19 protein-coding genes are annotated in these 20,549 nt (G+C 35.4%); 8 read left to right on the forward strand and 11 right to left on the reverse strand.

Going from position 1 to position 20,549, the window contains the following annotated elements; all coding sequences use genetic code 11:
* Window positions 1-179: 179 nt before the first annotated feature.
* Window positions 180-1,004, forward strand: coding sequence for a thymidylate synthase (locus HM983_RS04430; protein WP_179344199.1), 825 nt, complete (start codon window positions 180-182; stop codon window positions 1,002-1,004).
* Window positions 1,005-1,052: 48 nt separating this feature from the next.
* Here the strand turns inward: HM983_RS04430 and HM983_RS04435 are convergent, their stop codons facing one another.
* Window positions 1,053-1,349 (reverse strand): isoamylase early set domain-containing protein, encoded by a 297-nt coding sequence (locus tag HM983_RS04435; protein ID WP_179344200.1) that lies wholly within the window; start codon window positions 1,347-1,349, stop codon window positions 1,053-1,055.
* Window positions 1,350-1,635: 286 nt separating this feature from the next.
* Between HM983_RS04435 and HM983_RS04440 the strand changes: the two genes are divergently transcribed.
* The 5 genes from HM983_RS04440 (at window position 1,636) to lspA (ending at window position 6,793) form a co-directional block, all read left to right on the forward strand.
* Window positions 1,636-2,559 (forward strand): dihydrofolate reductase, encoded by a 924-nt coding sequence (locus HM983_RS04440; protein ID WP_179344201.1) that lies wholly within the window; start codon window positions 1,636-1,638, stop codon window positions 2,557-2,559.
* Between the two features lie 75 nt (window positions 2,560-2,634).
* Window positions 2,635-3,690, forward strand: coding sequence for a hypothetical protein (locus HM983_RS04445; protein ID WP_179344088.1), 1,056 nt, complete (start codon window positions 2,635-2,637; stop codon window positions 3,688-3,690).
* Between the two features lie 27 nt (window positions 3,691-3,717).
* Window positions 3,718-5,271, forward strand: a complete 1,554-nt coding sequence (locus HM983_RS04450) for an NAD(P)/FAD-dependent oxidoreductase (RefSeq protein WP_179344202.1) — start codon at window positions 3,718-3,720, stop codon at window positions 5,269-5,271.
* Window positions 5,272-5,385: 114 nt separating this feature from the next.
* On the forward strand, window positions 5,386-6,279 hold the full coding sequence (gene fabD / locus HM983_RS04455; protein ID WP_179344203.1) for an ACP S-malonyltransferase: 894 nt from the start codon (window positions 5,386-5,388) through the stop codon (window positions 6,277-6,279).
* A gap of 10 nt (window positions 6,280-6,289) precedes the next feature.
* Complete coding sequence (lspA, locus tag HM983_RS04460) at window positions 6,290-6,793, forward strand: signal peptidase II (protein ID WP_179344204.1); 504 nt, start codon at window positions 6,290-6,292, stop codon at window positions 6,791-6,793.
* Here the strand turns inward: lspA and HM983_RS04465 are convergent.
* From HM983_RS04465 to HM983_RS04475, 3 genes are all read right to left on the reverse strand, one after another.
* On the reverse strand, window positions 6,790-6,981 hold the full coding sequence (locus tag HM983_RS04465) for a hypothetical protein (RefSeq protein WP_179344205.1): 192 nt from the start codon (window positions 6,979-6,981) through the stop codon (window positions 6,790-6,792). The two genes, lspA and HM983_RS04465, sit on opposite strands and share 4 nt — an antisense overlap.
* 188 nt (window positions 6,982-7,169) lie before the next feature.
* Window positions 7,170-8,447 carry a metal-dependent hydrolase family protein gene (locus tag HM983_RS04470; protein ID WP_179344206.1) on the reverse strand — a complete coding sequence of 426 codons (1,278 nt, stop codon included), beginning with the start codon at window positions 8,445-8,447 and terminating at the stop codon, window positions 7,170-7,172.
* A 1-nt stretch (window position 8,448) separates the two neighbouring features.
* On the reverse strand, window positions 8,449-9,618 hold the full coding sequence (locus HM983_RS04475) for a DegT/DnrJ/EryC1/StrS family aminotransferase (RefSeq protein WP_179344207.1): 1,170 nt from the start codon (window positions 9,616-9,618) through the stop codon (window positions 8,449-8,451).
* A 120-nt stretch (window positions 9,619-9,738) separates the two neighbouring features.
* Here HM983_RS04475 and HM983_RS04480 point away from each other — a divergent pair, with 120 nt between their 5' ends.
* Window positions 9,739-10,974: a 3-deoxy-D-manno-octulosonic acid transferase gene (locus HM983_RS04480; RefSeq protein WP_179344208.1), complete on the forward strand. Its 1,236-nt coding sequence runs from the start codon at window positions 9,739-9,741 to the stop codon at window positions 10,972-10,974.
* A gap of 94 nt (window positions 10,975-11,068) precedes the next feature.
* Entirely contained in the window at window positions 11,069-11,287 is a 219-nt protein-coding gene (locus HM983_RS04485; RefSeq protein WP_179344209.1) for a hypothetical protein, read from the forward strand.
* Window positions 11,288-11,359: 72 nt separating this feature from the next.
* Here the strand turns inward: HM983_RS04485 and HM983_RS04490 are convergent, their stop codons facing one another.
* The 7 genes from HM983_RS04490 to HM983_RS04515 form a co-directional block, all read right to left on the reverse strand.
* Entirely contained in the window at window positions 11,360-12,700 is a 1,341-nt protein-coding gene (locus HM983_RS04490) for a T9SS type A sorting domain-containing protein (RefSeq protein WP_179344210.1), read from the reverse strand.
* A 455-nt stretch (window positions 12,701-13,155) separates the two neighbouring features.
* Entirely contained in the window at window positions 13,156-14,040 is an 885-nt protein-coding gene (locus HM983_RS04495) for a T9SS type A sorting domain-containing protein (RefSeq protein ID WP_179344211.1), read from the reverse strand.
* 265 nt (window positions 14,041-14,305) lie between these two features.
* Window positions 14,306-15,214 carry a glycoside hydrolase family 17 protein gene (locus HM983_RS15845; protein ID WP_246277457.1) on the reverse strand — a complete coding sequence of 303 codons (909 nt, stop codon included), beginning with the start codon at window positions 15,212-15,214 and terminating at the stop codon, window positions 14,306-14,308.
* Between the two features lie 30 nt (window positions 15,215-15,244).
* Window positions 15,245-16,684, reverse strand: a complete 1,440-nt coding sequence (locus tag HM983_RS15850; RefSeq protein ID WP_246277458.1) for an MFS transporter — start codon at window positions 16,682-16,684, stop codon at window positions 15,245-15,247.
* A gap of 2 nt (window positions 16,685-16,686) precedes the next feature.
* Window positions 16,687-18,195 carry a glycoside hydrolase family 30 protein gene (locus HM983_RS04505; RefSeq protein WP_179344212.1) on the reverse strand — a complete coding sequence of 503 codons (1,509 nt, stop codon included), beginning with the start codon at window positions 18,193-18,195 and terminating at the stop codon, window positions 16,687-16,689.
* Window positions 18,196-18,205: 10 nt separating this feature from the next.
* Window positions 18,206-19,240, reverse strand: a complete 1,035-nt coding sequence (locus HM983_RS04510; RefSeq protein ID WP_179344213.1) for a glycoside hydrolase family 2 TIM barrel-domain containing protein — start codon at window positions 19,238-19,240, stop codon at window positions 18,206-18,208.
* Window positions 19,241-19,252: 12 nt separating this feature from the next.
* Window positions 19,253-20,539 (reverse strand): glycosyl hydrolase family 17 protein, encoded by a 1,287-nt coding sequence (locus HM983_RS04515; RefSeq protein WP_179344214.1) that lies wholly within the window; start codon window positions 20,537-20,539, stop codon window positions 19,253-19,255.
* Window positions 20,540-20,549 lie beyond the last annotated feature (10 nt).

A 20,549-nucleotide genomic window follows, 5' to 3' on the forward strand; every position in this document is an offset into this window, starting at 1 on the left:
TCCCGCTAAAAGAGGAGATTCTTAATCATAGTTAATAACTTTTAATATCAAAAACAGCGTCAATTCCTAAGATTTAATGCTTTTTTTTATTTTCGTTCCTGTAATGCTAAACGTATTAAGCATCTTACCCAAAGTATTTTTTTTAATTTAATGAAATTCCCATTTTTTCGGGAAATGCTATGAAACAATACCACGACCTAGTAAAACACGTTTTAGAAAACGGCAACGAAAAAGGAGATAGAACCGGAACTGGAACCAAAAGTGTTTTTGGTTACCAAATGCGATTTGATTTGAGTGAAGGATTTCCAATGGTGACTACTAAAAAGTTGCATCTAAAATCCATTATTTACGAATTACTTTGGTTTCTCAAAGGGGATACCAACACTAAATATTTAACAGAAAACGGTGTTAGAATTTGGAACGAGTGGGCAGATGAGAAAGGTGATCTCGGACCCGTTTATGGTCATCAATGGCGCAATTGGGCAAACGAAGAAATTGACCAGATAAAAGAAGTTATAAATTCATTAAAAAACAATCCCAATAGTCGTAGAATGTTGGTTTCGGCATGGAATCCTTCTGTTTTGCCCGATACCTCAAAATCGTTTTCTGAGAATGTAGCCAATGGGAAAGCTGCACTCCCTCCTTGTCACGCATTTTTTCAGTTTTATGTTGCTAACGGAAAATTGTCCTGCCAGCTCTATCAACGTAGTGCAGATATATTTTTGGGTGTACCTTTTAATATTGCTTCTTATGCATTATTCACAATGATGATCGCACAAGTTTGCGGATTTGAAGCTGGTGATTTTATCCACACCTTTGGTGATGCACACATTTATAACAATCACAGGGAACAGTTAGAATTGCAGCTATCTCGTGAGCCAAGACCACTTCCTAAAATGATACTCAATCCAGAAATTAAAGATATTTTCGACTTTAAATTTGAGGATTTTACATTAGTAGATTACAATCCGCATCCACATATTAAAGGTGCCGTAGCGGTATAAAAAAAGGCTTTCAATTTTGAAAGCCTCCTGATTCTTTTTTTGGTAGAATTACAAATTCAACACACCGTTTTCTGCAGATGCGAAATCATTCCAAGCAAATGCATCCGCCTGCTCATCGTTGATGTAAGTACCATCAACTACGTATCTAAATTCGTAAGAATTGTCGCTCTCAAGGTCAATAGTGCCTTTAAAAGTGCCATTTTTTAGTTTCTTTAACTCTGTAGCCTCAGTATTCCACTCATTAAAGCTTCCTACAACAGCTACATTTTTAGCTTCTTCTGCAGGAACAGAAAATGTGACTTTACAAACAGGCTTACTTTTTAAATACTGCTTTTTAATTGCCATAATAATAGATTTAATTAATGCCCAAAATTATAAAAGATTATACGTTTAAAAATGCAATAAAGACTTAATAACTAAAGAATTATCAATTTCTTAATTTTTTGGTCACAATATGGTATTCTAGATTAAATATCGGTGCTGATTTTAGCAATTTATTAATTAATTAAACAGACTCTTAATTGTTGATTTTCAACTAAATCGTTTTCGAAAACATCACCCTATTTCAATCTTTGAAAAGCTATATCGTTTTAGTAAAAATGCCTTACCTTTATCTTATAAATTAACAATTATGTTTGGTAAGAAAAAACAAACCTCAACCATAGATAAAGACCAGTTAGAGCTAATTGAAAATGCGCAAAAACGTATTAAACAAAAAAAGCGATTATACATTCATTTTGTCATCTTTTTGATCGGTGCTGTTTTCTTGATTTTAGCAAATACTGTATTAGGAATTGGTGAGAATTTTAAGATTGCTGGAATAGATTGGTTCGTTTATGCTATAGTTGCTTGGCTATTTCTCTTCATCTATCATTTTATAAATGTATTTATCACTCATAAGTTTATGGGAAAGGAGTGGGAAAAACAGCAATTGGATAAATTAGTCGATCAACAGAAAAAACGTATCGAAAAATTAAAAAAACAACTACCTGTAAAAGAAAGTCCAGCTAATCAAAACCAAATCGCGCCGAGTGATGTAGTGAGTTCAGGAAAAAAAAAGCCTAGTGGTCTTACAATGATTGTTGCTGCTGGCGAAAACAATGCCATTGGTAAGGATAACGACCTAATTTGGCATTTACGTGATGATTTAAAACGCTTTAAATCACTGACGAGTGGCCATCATATTATTATGGGACGCAAAACTTATGAAAGTTTTGCTAAACCATTACCAAACAGGACACACGTAGTAATTACAAGACAGCCTAACTATAAGGCACCGATTGGAGTTATCGTTGTCCATAATCTTGAAGACGCATTAGATGCTGCCCGAGCTGATGACCAACCTTTTATAATTGGCGGTGGTGAAATCTACAAGCAAGCGATGCCTTTTGCTCGTAAAATTGAGTTAACACGTGTCCATGCCTCTTTTGATAATGCTGATACGTTTTTCCCAGAAATAGACACATCGCAATGGGAAGAGGTTACCAGAACAAAACATGAGAGTGACGGTGATCATGCCTTTTCGTTTTCTTTTATTACTTATTTGAGGAAATAGATTATGTTTAGGTCCGTATTACAATTACTAGTTTTATTTGTAGGTTTTTCTTCTGTTTCCCAGTCAAAAAACCTATTGATAGTAGACAGTATTCCTTATACAGAACCTTTCACATGGAAAAAGTCTTCAATCGATACTGCGCACATTGCAAAAATTTGGTACGAAACAGATATTAATGAAATTAAAAAACTTGGGTATAGTAATTATGGTAAGATTACTTATATAAACACAAAGGCTTTTTTAGAAAGATCACTCGAACTAAAGAAAATACCTAGTTTAGCTCAATTGAAAAATAAATTGGGTACTTGGTATTACGGAAATTTACCCTATTCCGGACAATTTATTGATTACTACATCAACGGTACAAAATACAGGAAAGGAAAATTAATAAAAGGTAAATTAGAAGGAGAAGTAAAAATCTATTATGAGTCTGGAGAAATTGAGCAGATCCTGAATTATAAAAATGGTTTACAAAACGCACAACAATTTAGCTACTATACAAACGGAAAATTAAATAATAAAGGGTTTTACAATAATGGCAGTCGTATAGGAACTTGGAAATATAATTCCAACATGGGTTTTCTCAAAAGGAAAGAGGTCTATAAAAATAATAGGGTCAATAACAACATTGAATACTATTCGACTGGAAAAATAAAGCGCACTTATAGTGAGTCTATTGGTTTTTTTCATGACAAAGATTTCTATAGCATTAGAAACAAGTTGATGGCGCCAAAACAAGAGATGATCAATTACAGTTATTATTACGACAATAAAAAGTTTATTGAATCAAAACAGTATATAAAATCTCTAAATGCAATTAATAAATTAATTAAAAAGCAACCTAATATTGACGATTATTATGTGTTTAGAGCATTTCTTTACTATATAAACAAACAATATAATAGAGCTGTAAAGGATTTAAAGAAAGCTTTAGACCTCGAACCAACCAGTGAAGGCGTTAAGAAAAGATTGATCATTGCAGGAATAAAACATTTTGAAACCAATACCTCCGTAAAATTTGACGAGTTTATATTGCAACTTATCTGTACAAAATTGGCGAATAATGAGTTTGATGTAAAAGCCAATTTTGAAGTAGCAGATCTTTTAACCTTTAAAGATATGTGCTATTGATTTTATAATAATCACTAATTTTTATCAATGGTAAAAACTTTCCAAATTAGAATTTCTCTAAAAGAAGAAGCTCAACCCAATGGTCTGCTCAATAAAGCCGCTTATGATTTGGGCATTAAACCTACAGAAATTTCAGGTATAAAAACCCTGCGAAAATCCATTGATGCGCGTAAACCCAACATTATGTTCAACTATAAAGTTGAAGTTTACATCAATGAGCCAGTGCCAAAGGACTCCGAATATAAGTTTGCATATAACGATGTGTCAAATGCAAAACCCATTCACATTGTCGGATTTGGACCTGCCGGAATGTATGCTGCTTTACGCTGTATAGAGTTGGGTTTTAAACCTATAGTGTTAGAACGAGGTAAAAACGTAAAGGATCGAAGACGCGACCTGAAAGCCATCAATCAAGATCATTTTGTAAATGAAGATTCTAATTACTGCTTTGGAGAAGGTGGTGCAGGAACATATAGCGATGGGAAATTATACACCAGAAGTTTAAAGCGAGGCGATGTACGTAGAATATTCGAAAACCTGGTCTTTCATGGAGCCACAGACCAAATACTGGTAGATGCGCACCCACATATTGGAACTAATAAATTACCAAAAGTGGTTCAAAATATTAGGGAAACCATTTTAAAATATGGAGGTGAAATCCATTTTGAAACTCGGGTAACGGATTTCAAAATTCAGAATAATAAAATTAATTCTATAAAAACGCTTTTTGGCGAAGAATTTGAAGTTGAAAAATTGATATTGGCCACAGGCCATTCTGCGCGTGATATTTTTTATTTATTAAACGATAAAAAAATTGCACTAAAAGCAAAATCCTTTGCCATGGGTGTTCGAGTAGAACACCCTCAGCAAATTATTGACGGCATTCAGTACCATTGCAAAGGTGAACCTCGAAGCGACTTATTGCCTGCTGCATCATATAGTTTGGTTGAGCAAATTAATGGCAAAGGTGTCTATTCTTTTTGCATGTGTCCTGGTGGATTTATTGTACCCGCTGCAACTGCTCATGGCGAAGTTGTGGTAAATGGTATGTCACCTTCCAAACGAAATAATAAATTTGCAAATTCTGGTATTGTGGTAGAGATCAATGCCGAAAAAGACCTTTATAAATATGAGAGTTTCGGTGAATTAAAAGGGTTAGAATTTCAAAAAGATTTTGAAACATTAGCTTTTACAGCTGGTGGACGATCACAATCTGCTCCTGCTCAACGCCTCACTGATTTTGTTGAAGGTAAATTATCTTCAAGCTTGAATGACACTTCATATCAGCCTGGATTAAATTCGGCACCGATGCATTCACTTTTTCCTAAATTAATTGGCAGTTCTTTACGAAAAGGATTTAAATCCTTTGGCGAAAAAATGAAAGGTTACTATACGGAAGACGCCAACGTTATAGGCGTAGAGTCACGCACATCATCACCAGTAAACATTCCCAGGAAGGAAACTTTAGAACATCCAGAAATAACTAATTTATTTCCGTGTGGAGAAGGTGGTGGTTATGCCGGTGGCATTGTTTCTGCTGCTATGGATGGCGAACGTTGTGCTGAAGCGGCCTGTTCGTAAAATTTGTATTCTCAGACTTTATTTATAGTCCATGTAATTTCAGCCAAAAACTGCTATTGCGACTAATAACCGATTGCATTTTTATTCCTATTTTTGCAACACAAATTTGTAACTATGAACGCATATATATTTCCAGGTCAAGGCGCCCAGTTTACAGGAATGGGACAGGACTTATACGACACATCATCATTAGCAAAAGATTTATTTGAAAAAGCTAATAACATTTTAGGATTTTCCATCACGGATATAATGTTCAACGGTTCTGCCGAAGACCTCAAAGAAACGAAAGTCACGCAACCTGCAATATTTTTGCATTCTGTAATATTAGCTAAAACTTTGGGTGAAAATTTTAAACCAGATATGGTGGCAGGACATTCACTCGGAGAATTATCTGCTTTAGTTGCTGCCGGAGCTCTAACCTTTGAAGATGGACTTAAATTAGTATCTCAACGTGCCCTGGCTATGCAAAAAGCTTGCGAAAAAGAACCTAGCACCATGGCTGCTGTTTTGGGACTGGATGATGATATTGTTGAAAAGATTTGTGCCACAACTGAAGGTGTCGTGGTAGCTGCAAATTATAATTGCCCAGGACAATTAGTAATTTCTGGTGAAGTTAAAGCCATCAATAATGCTTGTGAAGCATTAAAAGAAGAAGGCGCGAGACGTGCCTTGGTGTTACCAGTTGGTGGTGCATTTCATTCTCCATTAATGGAACCTGCACGTGAGGAATTGGCTGCTGCGATAAAGAATACAACATTTAACAAACCAAGCTGCCCTATATATCAAAATGTTATAGCATCTGCTGTAACTGATGAAAACGAGATAAAAGCTAACTTAATGTCTCAATTAACTGCACCTGTACGATGGACGCAATCCATACAACAAATGATTGCTGATGGAGCCACTCATTTTACCGAAGTTGGACCAGGAAATGTTCTACAAGGCTTGGTTAGAAAAATAAATCGTGAGGTTGAAACTGCCTCCGCAAAAATTGCAAACAACTCCTAAAAAAACTGCTTTGAATAGAAATCTATTTATTACCCTTTTAATTATTTTCAATATAGCTATTGATCAAATTTCCAAGATTGTAGTTAGAAACACTTTAGAGCCAAGAAGAACCATTGATGTTATAGGAGAGTATTTTCAGCTGATTTGGGTTGAAAATAAAGGTGCTTTCTTAGGTATGGGAAGTGATATGAATCCGACATTGAAACTCATTTTTTTACTCATATTGCCAACTGTAGTTTTAGGCTATGTCATTTATCACATCGTTAAAACCAAAGAATTAGACCGGTTAAGTCTAATTGCTTTTTGTTGTATCATTGGCGGTGGTATTGCAAATGTGTTTGATCGGATTGTTTATGGTCAAGTCACCGATTTTTTCTTTATTGATTTAGGTGGCGTATTTAAAACAGGAATATTCAACGTAGCAGACCTCTCTGTTACAACAGGCATATTGATGTTGTTATTCACAGGAATATTCAACAATGACAAAAATAAAGAATTAAATACCGAGGCTTAACGTGCCAAACGGCAGTCTTCACAATCTTTAATTTCTCCGTAGTAAGTTTCGCGGTATTTATGAAGCGTTTTTATTGGGATATTTAAAAATTGCTTCTTGATATAGGTAACATTTGTAGTTAACGCACCCATCTTTTTGGTAAAACGACCTTCAAGTTTTGTTTGTCTTTTTATGCTTATCAGTTTCATTGTAATCAATTATCATTAATTACAAAACAACGAAGACTATTTACCAATGTCAAGAATAGAATGTTAAATAATGTTAAGTTAATTTTAGATTATCATATTGAAAACCAGGCATCATTAGAATTGTAGTATTCGTAATACATATTATCAATACCTGAGATTTTAATATTTTGGAAATTCAAAAAAATGTTCTATTTCTTATAAATTTCGCCATTTTTCATCACAAAACTAACGTTCTGCATTGTTGAGATATCGTTAGTCGGGTCATTATCAACTGCAATAATGTCTGCAAAAAAGCCTTCCTTTACTTGCCCAAGTTCATTTTCCATTTTAAGGATCATGGCGTTGGTTACTGTAGCACTTTGCAAGGCTTCCATGGCTGGCATTCCTGCTTCAACCATATACCCAAATTCTTTTCCGTTATCTCCATGATAGAATACTGCAGCATCGGTTCCAAAGGCAATACCTACTCCAGCTTTATAAGCTCTCCCAAACATATCTTGAATTTTCGGTCCAATATCTAATGCCTTAGGCACAATAATTTCTGGATAATAACCGTCTATTTTGGCCTTTTCTGAAACAAATTTTCCGGCTGTAATCGTAGGAACCAAATACACATCGTGCTTTTTCATCATTTCCATAGTTTCAGCACTCATTAATGTGCCGTGCTCAATGGTTTTTACACCACCTAATATAGCACGTTGCATACCTTCATCTCCATGAGCGTGAGCTGCAACATGGAAACCGTAATCTTTGGCGGTTTCACATATGGCTTTAATTTCTTCTATGGTAAATTGTGGGTTTTGTCCGCTCTTAGCGACACTCAATACACCTCCCGTTGCAGTTATTTTAATTAGATCTGCTCCATTTTTATAACGTTGCCTCACCGCTTTCTTGGCATCCTCTACTCCATTTACCACACCTTCTTTTGGACCAGGATCACCCATAAGTTTGAGTTTGGCTCCGTTGGTCGGGTCTGCATGGCCACCAGTGGTTGCCAATGATTTTTCAGCTGTAAAAATTCTAGGGCCTTTAACTTTATTGGCATTTATGGCATTTCTCAGTGCCACGTTTACGCCAGATCCACCCAAATCCCTAACGGTTGTAAAACCGTTCATTAATGTGACCTCAGCATACTTTATAGAGTTAAAAGCCACATCGGCATCATTCAATGTGTAATCTTCCAAATATGATTTTGGATTGGTTTCACCTTCAATATGCACGTGCATATCTATAAGACCAGGCATCACAGTTTTTGACTTTAAGTCGACTACTGTGTCTTTGGAACTATTTGAATTAACGTATCCATTTTCTACTGATGTTATTTTATTCCCTGAGACGATAACTGTCATCTCTGTCTGTACTTTACCAGATTTGGTGTCAATTAGCTTACCGCAGTGCAGATAGGTATTTTGCGCAGTAATGGATATAGAGATAAATAATGCGAAAACAATGAGTAAGTTTTTCATCTTATGAGTTTTTATTTATAAAATTTAATACAGTTGTGGTGATAAAATCGATTTGCTCATCGTCAAGTTCAGTGTGCATTGGTAAAGAAATCACAGATTTAACCAATTCATTCGTCACTTCAAAATCGGCTTCGTTGTAGCGTTCATCCGTATAAGCTTTTTGTCGGTGTAACGGAATTGGATAATAGACTCCGCATGGAATTTGATTTTCCTGTAAATGGGCAAACAAAGCATCTCTATCCACATCCTTTAAATTTAAAGTGTATTGGTGAAACACATGACAATCACAAGTATCACAAATATTGCCTTTGTTCTCACAATTTTTGGCACCACTTGGTATCGTAATGTTTGGATGATTCTTAAAAGCCTCATTATACTTTCTAGCCGCATTTCTTCTAGTATTGTTATATGTATCTAGATGAGGTAATTTAGCGTCTAAAACAGCCGCTTGTATAGAGTCTAATCTGGAATTTACACCAACTACATCATGATGGTAACGCTCATACATTCCATGGTTTACAATTCCTCTAATGCTATGTGCAAGATCATCGTTATTGGTAAAGATTGCGCCTCCATCTCCGTAACATCCTAAATTTTTGGATGGGAAAAAAGACGTTGAAGCTACATCGCCCAATACGCCTGCTTTTGTTTTGGACCCATCACTATGGGTATAGTTGGCGCCTATTGCCTGTGCGTTATCTTCAATAACATACAAACCATGCTCTTTTGCTAATTCTAAAATAGTATCCATTTCGGCCGGAAGTCCGAATAAGTGTACTGGAACGATAGCCTTAGTTTTTGGTGTAATTGCATTCTTTATTGCATCTATATCAATATTGAAGGTTATAGGATCTACATCTACCAATACAGGCGTTAACTGCAACAAAGCAATCACCTCTACTGTTGCGGCAAATGTGAAATCTGCAGTAATAACCTCGTCACCTGGTTTTAAACCCAAACCCATCATGGCTATTTGGAGAGCATCGGTTCCATTAGCACACGGAATTACATGCTTTACATCCAAATAATCCTCAAGATTTTTTTGAAATTGGTGCACCTTGGGACCATTAATAAATGCTGCACTATTCATGACCTCTTCAATGGAAGGGTCTACTACATTTTTTATTTTTGCGTATTGACCTTGGAGGTCAACCATTTGAATTTTTTTCATTCTGAAGCTTACTTTAAGAATCTGGTTACTGCACTAGGCTCTTAGCGAAAATACGAAATTGTAATCGCTATCCCAATGCATTTAATTGAAAGAAATGTATTTTAGCATAAATCTTAGTTTTTGAATATACTTTATTCCATAGGAATTCAACTAGCAAGCTTATTTATAAAGGCAATTGCGTTATTTAATCCCAAACTTAAGCAAGGTGTTTTTGGGAGGAGTCAAACGTTTGAATCGCTCAAAAAAAACATTAAAAATAATGACAAAACATTTTGGTTTCATTGCGCTTCTCTTGGAGAATATGAGCAAGGGTTACCAGTTTTTGAAGCTTTAAAAACGGAATATCCTAATCACAAAGTTGTCTTGTCTTTTTTTTCACCTTCAGGTTATGAGGTAAGAAAAAATACGCAGTTAGCAGATGTGGTGGTATACCTACCATTAGATACCAAAGTAAATGCCAAACGATTTCTTGATTTGGTACATCCAGATTATATCATTTTTGTGAAGTATGATATTTGGCCAAATATTCTTTTAGAAGTGAAAAAGCGAGATTTGAAAGCTATCTTGATTTCAGCTGTATTTAGGAAAGACCAGCGTTTTTTTAAATGGTATGGTGGTTTTATGAGGTCTTCCCTATTCGCTTTTGAGCATATTTTTACACAAAATGAAAGTTCTAAATCATTATTGGAAAGCATTAATTATAATGCTGTGTCAGTATCTGGCGATACACGTTTTGACCGCGTTTCAAATCAACTAAAAGCAGATAATAGGATTGACTTTATCGAAGAATTTATAGACGACGAACTTTGTATCGTTTTTGGCAGTACTTGGCCAGAGGATGATGCCTTGTTTTTGGATTTTATCAATTCAAATTCAGATAAGGATTATAAATTTATAATAGCTCCACATAATGTAAATTCAAAATACATAAGTGCAATTATAGCGCAGCTCAATTCGAATGTGGTTACATTTTCAGATAAAACCGGGAAAGATTTGAGTAAATTTAATGTCTTTATTTTAGATACCATTGGCTATTTGAGCAAAGTATATAGCTATGCAGAGATTGCTTATGTTGGTGGTGCCGCTGGAAAAACGGGTTTGCACAATGTATTGGAACCTGCTGTTTTTGGCATACCTATTTTAATTGGAAAAAACTATGATAAATTTCCCGAAGCGAAAGCATTAATACAATTAAATGGAATAACCAGCATAATTAATTCAGTTGATTTTAATCGTGAGATCACAGAATTGCTGCACAATGCTGAACTTCGCCATAAACAGGGAAATATCAACAGAAAATATGTTGAAAGCCAAAAGGGTGTCGTAATCCAAATACTTAACTATATACGTATATAGAACAGCTGAATCTTTTTACTAATGAAATTATGTTAAAATTTCTATGTTATTAGTATTTTAGCGACACTATTAATTAACACTAAACTCAATTAAAATGAAAAAAGTTGTATTAAGCATGGCATTAGTTGCATTGCTGGGATTATCATTTAACTCTTGTAGAGAAACAAAAGATGCTGGAAACGATGTAGAAGAAGCTGCAGAAGGTGCAATGGAAAAAACAGGCAAAGCTATTGACAATGCGGTTGAAGAAACTAAAGAAGCAGGTAAAGCTGTCGAAGACGCTGTTGACGAGATAGACAACGACGACAACTAAATATAAGTTATTAAATAAAATAAAAAGGTCTGATACATATCAGACCTTTTTTGATTTTAAAAATCAATGAAATTATTCCTTAACTAATTTAATGGTTTTTGTACCGTTAATAGATGAAATCTTAGCTAAGTATATTCCATTAGTTAGACCAGATGCATCAATATTTGCTTCTGATGCCTTAGGCTCTAACCTTATAACCTCCTTACCTAGTAAATCGAATACAACTACAGAGGTTATTGTTTGATCATTGCCTCTCACATTCCAAACATTATTTGTTGGGTTTGGAGAAACGGTGAAATCAATTAATTCGAATTCATTGGTGCTCAAGACTGTATTATTATGGAAATAAACATTATCAATATATGTTGGCCCAAATTCTGGACCTGCCATTACCAGTTGCATTTGTCCAACATTATTTCTCACATTTACACCTCCATTAAAAGTAGAGATTGGTATATCTAACGAAAGCCAAGAACCTGTAACTGTTGGTGTAACATTATGAAGTGTATTACCTGTAAAATTAGAATTATTATCAAAACCTTGAATTATAGTCTGAAAAATAGCTCCAGGATCTGGAACATCTCCTTCAAAAAAATAATCCATATGGTAGTGTGTGAATCCACTTAAATCTACACCATTAGGAATCCCAAACTCCCATTGAACATTAGCACCTGGAGCACCGGACAATTGAAGAAAATTATCACCGCCAACCATATAATCATCTATACTTCCTCCTCCAAAAGCACCAATCGAAGAACTTTCTGCGGTATATGCATCACTGTAAACGGCAAACACTTCAGCAGGATCTCTGGCTGGTGGCAATGGTGCAGCCGTAGTAGGCGGATTTGGACATGCGTCGCAATTTGGTCCGCCGCAATCGATTTCTGTTTCACCGTTATTCAAAATACCATCATTACATAAGTCCACAGTTTCTTGAACTGAAACGTTATCGATAAAAACAAATCCAGTTTCTGCTCCCATATCGAATATGACTCTATCTGGTACTGCATCACCGTAGTCAACCGTTACAGAGTATGTATATGTTTGAGATGTTTCAATTAAAATAGGGTTAGGATTTACTAAATTCGCACTGAAGGGATCAGCAGTTTGACCAAGTCCTACTACCATACCTCTTGTACCTGTTGCTGTATCGGTATATGCGTTAAATGTAATCTCATAAGTTTTGCCACTTTCTAAGACTATTTCTTGACTCAAATTAACAGAGAAAGGTGTACCTGCAGCTGTAATATTTGCTTCATTCACAAAGTTGCCGCTACCATCATCGACAGCATTAGCAGCATTGCCATACCATGGTGTAGCAACACCGGTTTCAAAATCGCCATTGGTTACTAGCTCTTGCGCGTAGCAGAAGGAACCAATTAAGATAAACGTTAATAAAGTAATTTTTTTCATAATTGAAGTATTAATTGTTAAACATAAAGTTTATCAAAATCATTATTACTTCAATTTTAAACCTGTGCTTTAATCAGATAAGTTAATAAAGGTAAGTTTGATTAAGATTGTAAAAAATAACCCAAGTAAATTATAAATTAAAAAGTTAAGTGCTAACTTTTTAATTTAATTTTATCTAAGATCAATAACCACATTTACATTTTTAAATATAACTCATTTCTAGTCCACAACTCCAGTATAATAACCTATGTATGGTTTTTGTATGGTTATAACTGATATCCTTTAAAGTTTTCCTAGAATGACCTCTTACGCTTTATAACTTTAAGTGTTCTCACCTCGGAAAAGAGACATATTTTACCTAAAGGTGATTGCTTATTTTAGATCAAATGTTTTGAAATAAAAAAAGAGCGTACCGTGTACGCCCTTCTTTTGAATATTAATCTAATTACTGGGGATTATTCCTTAACTAATTTTATTGTTTTTGTTCCGTTATTAGAGGCAATCTTAGCTAAATAAATGCCATCAGCAAAACCTGAAGCATCAATATTAGCTTCAGTTGCATTAGGCTCTATTCTAATCACTTCCTTACCTAATAAATCAAATACAGCTACAGATGTAATGTTTTGGTTGTTAGTCCTAACATTCCAAACATTGTTTGTTGGGTTCGGTGAAACGGTAAAATCTTCTAGATCAAAACTGTTTGTACTTAACACCAATTGATCAATATCTATCGTACCCAAAGCTGGTTCTTGAGCTGGATCTGCAATTACACCAAATACTGAGTAACCATATTGAATTATAAATCCAGATTGTAATTCAGCTGCAGAAGCGCTGACCGTGAAGTCGCCAGATGCGGGCAAAACAACAGTATTGTTTGTTACTGTGGCAAAACCGTTATTTGGATCTAAAGTCTTGATAAAGGCAATAGCTGAGTAGCCAGCGTCTAAGGTATTAGCTGTTACGGTCCCACTAAAATTTAAATCAGAGCCAGCTAGTGAATTATCCTCAGCAAATGCGTTTAATTCTACATCTTTATTTGGAACCATTGGAGATGAAAACCAATCAGGATTCCACATTGAACAGAAGGACTCACCACAAGGTGTAGCATCGTTGTTATCCCAAATTTGAAAATTAGGTGCTAAACTAATTGAAGTACTCGTTGGGAATGTTGCCTTTAATGTAGGCAAATCATTGTAATCAAAACCAAAGGCAAAAGTGCCGTCCGATATATTAAATGCATTGATATAGCCTCTAGTAATGTTAGATTCGTCAACAGAAACGTTGTTCTGGGAGTATCCCAAAAAGGTTATGCATAATAAAATAAAAGTAATTTTTTTCATAGTTAAATATTTAAATGATTAATTAAAATTCAATTTTGATCTATTCAAAATCGTAATATTATAAAGATAAAGAATGAAAATTACATTATTCGTAATAATACCTTAACAAACCTTATACATCATCAAAATATTATTTACTCGTTTAAAGACTCAATAAACATGGGCAGTTAAATCAATTCTTTAAAGTTCGTGACAATGTATAAATGAATAATGTTGTGGTAATGTTGTGTTTCCATGCGCTTATTAATATGATCAATTTTATAATTTAAAATTTTAATCGCTCATATTTATCCCATAAACCCCAACATGCCCCTACATCTCCTTCTTCACCAGTTTTCCAAGATTCGTCAAAGGACGAAAAATAAAACATATCAATGTTGTGTTTTTTCGACCAACGTTGTGCGTTTATAAAATATTTTATTGCATTTTCTTCTGAAGATTCCGCACCTTTTATATTTCCTCCTTTATTGGGCCAACCTGTTTCTGTAATTATCACTTTTTTTCCTTTACCAGCATCAGAAGCTTGCCCGAACATTTGCTGCATATGTGCAAACGCCCCATCAATATGGCACCCTTCCCAATATGGATAGCAGTTGCTTAAAATCACATCACTATATTCGACCAATTCTGGATGTTTGGAAAATTCGTAATAAGCATCAACATAACCTATTGGTATATTTGGCAATGCTTCTTTCACACGTTTCATATATTCGAGCAATTGATCTAAGGTTAGTTCTTCACGATACAAAACCTCATTACCAACTGCTGCAATATCAACTGTTCCTTTTTTTCCTAATCTAATAAGACCTTCTATTTCTTCTTCATTTTTCTCAAGGTCATCACTTAGCCAAGCACCAACTAAAGTGTTTAAGCCATGCATATGGGCTAATTTTGGTATATGCTCATTTCCTTCTATACACGAAAAAGAACGGATCCATTTTGTATAGGGTTTTAAAATCTCAATCCTACGCTCTACTTGTTCTGCAGTAATAGTATCTCCTGGCTTTTGTCCATCTTCATACATACTAAAACAAATGCCATGTATGCCTTTGTTTAGAGTTGCACGCCATATTTTTTTTAAGTCTTTTTTAGAATAGTCACTAAAATCTTCGCCCGAGTGTTCGGTGAAATTAACACCTCCGTAAGTTCTATAATCTTCGTCTCTATATGACATTTTATTTCTTTTTAATCAACCTTTAAATATTTAATCTATGGTTATAGCTTTGCGGAGATTCTTAGCTGCCTTTCTTTTCTGAAGTTCGGCAGTAATTTCCTCTGAGCGTTTTTCAGTGACATCGTAATTTCGCATAACTAATATTGCAATGAGTGTTCCCAATATTGGCAATCCGGAAAAGAATAATCGCAAGCCGGTAATTGTTTCTTCTGATTGGGATGGAGCATCTGCATTAAAACCAATATACGATAGGATTAAACCACTTAACAAGCCTGCAATTGCAAACCCAAATTTTACCATCCACCAATAGATAGCTCCAAAAATTCCCTCTCGTCGCAATCCCGTATTAAGTTCGTCTAGGTCAATTACATCAGCGGTCATTGACATCATAAGCGTAAACAAACTTCCAATTCCAAACGCAAAGAATGGCAATGCTACGATAAACATATACGGTTTACCAGGTATAAAAAGAAACCAAAGTAAAATATATCCAAGAATTGAAATACTTTGAGAAGCAATAAAGGCATTTTTCTTACCCATTATTTTAGACATCCTTGTAACAATTGGAATGACTAAAAATGTGGTTGCCAATGCTCCCAAACTTCCGAAAAGTGTAGGCCAAATACCAGCAGCTCCAGCATCTCCATCAAACAAATAATAGACCACAATAAAAAAAGTAAAAGCAGCGACGGTATTAAAAGCATTAAAAACCAAAAATGTAGCAATACATAATTTTCTAAACGGTTTGTTTTTGAAGGCCTCCTTAAAACCATCTACAATCTTCTTAAAACTGCTTCCTATATTCTTTAATGTTAAGTTCGCATAATCCTTATTAACGGTAGATTCGCTTTTGATAAAAATTGCTGGAACCATTGCACAAACCATACAAGCAATTCCTACCCAAACGGCAATAGTTCTTGTTGCAATATCTGCAGATTCGAACCATCCTTGGTCATACATTATGACCCAAAACCAAGGTGCTATGACCCAAGCCCACTGTCCAATCCATTGAGCAACTGCCATAATATTAGTTCTTTCATGGAAATCGTCACTCATTTCGTATCCCATAGCCACGTAAGGCACACTAAAAATTGTCAGTCCTAAATAGAACACAAAAGACCATAATAAGAAATAAACAAAATTGTAATCTATGCCATTTTCCCTGTGTAGTTGCCAAAGAATCGAAAATGAAATCCCCATTATCAATGCTCCTATAAAAACATATTGACGACGTCTTCCCCATTTCGATTTTGTATTATCTGAAATAAATCCCATAATTGGGTCTGTAACAGAATCAAAGATTCGAGGCAGGAAGAAAATCACGCCCCACATCCATCCCGGAAATCCTAAATCCTGTACCAAAACCACCATAAATATTCCCATCGCCGCAGGAAACATTTGATTGGCAAGCATTCCCAAACCGAAAGCGATTTTTTGACCCATAGGAACTTTATTGGTTGTTGTGGACATGATTATTTAGTTTTAGATGGAATTAATATAGTTTGTATGGCTTGCTGGCTTATTTTCACTTTTACAGTTTCCTCGCCAAGTGCCAACGAAAAATCTTTGGGCTCTTTCCCTTCATTGAATACCACAACCGCAATTGACCCATCGGGATTTTTTGCAGCAGTGACTTGAAGTTCGCTATCTGCTTTGTCCACTCCAATAACTTCTGCGCCTGGCCTCAAATATTTACTAAAATGTGCCATAACGTAATACAATGGGGTAAAGTAAACCTCATCTGCGTCTTCATCTACAATCACTGGTGCTGCACACCAGTTCTCAAACCAGTTTGGACCACCTTGACGGTTTAAGACCATGTTCCAATCGACCCAGCCATCTACCCAATTGTTAAGACAACCGATAATATCTCTGGCATAACGATTTGCTGGAGCATATTTTGGGTGTAAGTATTTTTTCTCATCTTCTCTCCAATCAAAACCCCAATCTGTGGCTTCCTTTTTCCAATACCAGGCATCGTCTTTCCATGCAGGCACTTCAGAATCTATACAGCCTTCAGTTTCAATCAAATATTTTTCTGGAGCTTTATTATGTGCATATTGCAAAGCCTCAGGAAACACCTCGTAAGTACTCTCATACCAATGTATAGCCACACCATCAAAATGTTTTGAGGATGCTTCATTTTTATACATTTCATCTACCCATTCTTTTAGACCATCACGATTTTGGTCATAACCTAGAATCTTAACCTCTCCTTTTCCGTCAGCTTCTAATTTTGGCCCTAAATAATTTTGCACAAAATTGGTTTCCTCTTCTGGTGTAAAGTGCATACTTTCCCAATTGTTGCCGTTTCCGTGAGGTTCGTTAACCGGTGTTAAACCCCAAATTTCAATTCCTTCAGCTTTGTAAGCATCCAGATATTTTGAAAAGTATAATGCGAACGTATCGTAATGTTTTGGCAATAGCTTTCCGCCAACGTATGCGTTGTTGTCCTTCATCCAAGGCGGTGCCGTCCAAGGTGACGCAATTATACCAAAACCATTTTTTGAAATTGCCATGGCATCTTTTATCATTGGAATTAAATCCTCACGATCTTCTTCTATGCTGAAATTTTCCAAATCCGTATCACCTGCAACTGATGCATAGGTATAGTTGTTCAACGAGAAATCACAAGAAGCAATATGTGTTCTAGTTAATGTATAGTTTGCACCTTCTTCAGAAAAATAAGCTTGAAGAATTGTGTCCCGATTTTTCTTGCTCAATTTGTTTAGCAAGTAGGCTGAAGACTCAGTAAAAGAGCCACCAAATCCTGTGATGGTTTGAAATTTCTGGTCTGGCAAAATCTTTATGACAGTAGCGGAATCTGCTTGAGAAAATTCAGTAATGCTAGTGAGTTTATTGCCGCTTTCTGAAGTCTCGTAAACCTCAACGTTTAGACCTCTTTTTTCTTTTTTTTCAGTATTACAACTCATCACCGTAAGAATTAAAAGATACAATACAATATGCTTCGATGTCTCCATATCACTGATATTAATTATCAATTTTATTTGCATTTGTGTATATGTCTTTCACAACCGAAAAGACTTTTTTCTTGTTTCTATCAATATCTACAATGCCCCAATACTCTTCATTTGGACTGCCATCAAACGGCACCCCTGTACTATTTGGCGCAGTGCCTCCTGTGTCTTGTATATCATTGTTTCCTGCTTTCCACCAACCGTCTGTGAATTGAAAAAGTGTAACGCCAGAGCAAATATCTCGACCGTTAAAAGTGGCTTTTAAAATAATTTCCGTAGCATCTGCTTGTGCTTTTTCATTGACACCTTCCTCGTAGCCGTCTTTAGCGATTTGCATATAGCTGTCCGCTCCTGTTTCGGATAAATACATTGGTTTTGAACTGACTTTCTTCCACTCTTCAAAGATGGTTTCTGGTCGGACGGAACGATAAACATTCATGCCCCAAACATCAATATTAGAACCTAAGGTAAGAGCTAACGAATCTGGTAGATCCCCATGAGCAGTGGTAACGGGATGTAAACTATCCTTTTTATGAATTTCCGCTGCGGCCTCATTCATAGCTTTGTACCAATTTTTAATGTCGCCTTCAAACCATTCTGGATGATAATTGTATTCATTACCCAATTCCCACATCAAAATGGCATTGTGGTTTTTATATTTATCCACATAATCGATAAATGAACCCGACAGAATATCGTTCTTACCACCTTGGTTATATCCAAAACCCACTATCACTTTTATCCCTGCTTCTTCAATTTTGTCCAGCACTTCTTTCTGCTCGATTGGTGCATAAACCCTAATGGTATTAATTTCTGCTTCAACCATTAACTTTAAATCTTCAGTCAGTGTACTAAAATCACGATTCTCTTTTCCTTTTGGTACCGGATGATAACAAATACCTTTTATTAAGTAATCTTTTCCATTCACCATTAACTGCCGGTCAATTGTTGAAATTACATTATTGGCCGATGTATTATCATTTTTTGTTTCGTTTTTACACGATATAAAAAGGATAAAAATCAAGATTGTAAGTAAACTGTTTTTCATTATTAAATTTGGTTATCTTGGATAATCTGTATTTGGTACATATACATTTTTCATCAACTCATCTATATTGCCATTAAATGTTTTGGTGATTGGCTTTCCGTCTCTTGTCAAACCTTCAAAAATGCCTTCGTCTACCAAATCCCAAATGGGATATTTGGCTTCGCTTTTAAGATTGATTAACCCAAAATGGTTTTCTGAGCCGAGAGGATTTTCTCTGTCTTTCCATTGCTCGTCAAAGGCTTCAAAATAGAAACATGAAATATTTTCGCTATTGGTCCAATCGCGCATGTGTTTGTAATACAAACCTTGCTTATATTCATCTGTTGCCCTTGAACCATTTTTGCCATAATGACCGTTTGATGTTGACGCCCAACCGGTTTCACCAATATGGATTGGTTTATTTACTCCAATGCTTTTCATGTAATTTGAAACACTATCGTACTGTTTTTTGGCAAAATTCAATGCTCTTAACATTGCTGAATCGATTTTTTCCTTGTCGGATAAATTTTCTTCGTTTTCAGGAACTTTCCAGAACTGTGGATTGTAGTGGGAATTGTGATATGGATAGGTATGCATAGAAATATAATCTACCGCTGTTGCCAATTTTTCTAAATCCTCTGTGTGGTAGCTGGCATCGCCTCCTCCCCAAGATGCAAAATCATCCGAACTGGTAATCCATAAATCTGCTGGTAATTCTCCGTTTGTCTTCAAATTTTGAAGATGGTTAACCCATTTTAAAATTATCCATGGCTGCACGTAGTAGCTTGTTGCCCATCGCACCATAGCCTCGTTGCCTACAGCCAAAATCTTTACGATATCTGGATATTGCTTTGCTAATTCTACCGCTTTTTTAATTTCAACAGGGTTTCTTTTGCTTTCTTTAGTATGGTCTAGTTCTCCGTTTTCCCAATTGAAGGCGTTTTTGCAATCTATCCAAATGCCAAGCATCACATACATTTCGAAGTCGGTATTCTCAGCTTTTAATTCTTTGATGGCTTTTAGCAGATTTGCAGCTTGGTCAAAATGAACATTATAGGTTCTTAACACTTTAATACCCATGGCGCTTAGGATTTTCATATCCTCTTTGAGTTCTGTAATTGTAGGCTGAACATCTCTGGTCCTTTCCCGATAGCCTCCATAGGAAATCGCTAAATAATCTGAATTTCCTAAAATATCTTTTGCGCTCAAACTTGCTTTATTTTGAATAGTTGTTGAATCCTTATCCTTCTTAGTATTATTACATGAAAACAATAGTATTAACAAAGCTAAAAGTGTCGCTATTTTTATACTTTTTTTCATTTGGCAACTA

The sequence above is a fragment of the Winogradskyella ursingii genome, assembly GCF_013403975.1.
In the GTDB taxonomy this organism is placed as follows: domain Bacteria; phylum Bacteroidota; class Bacteroidia; order Flavobacteriales; family Flavobacteriaceae; genus Winogradskyella; species Winogradskyella ursingii.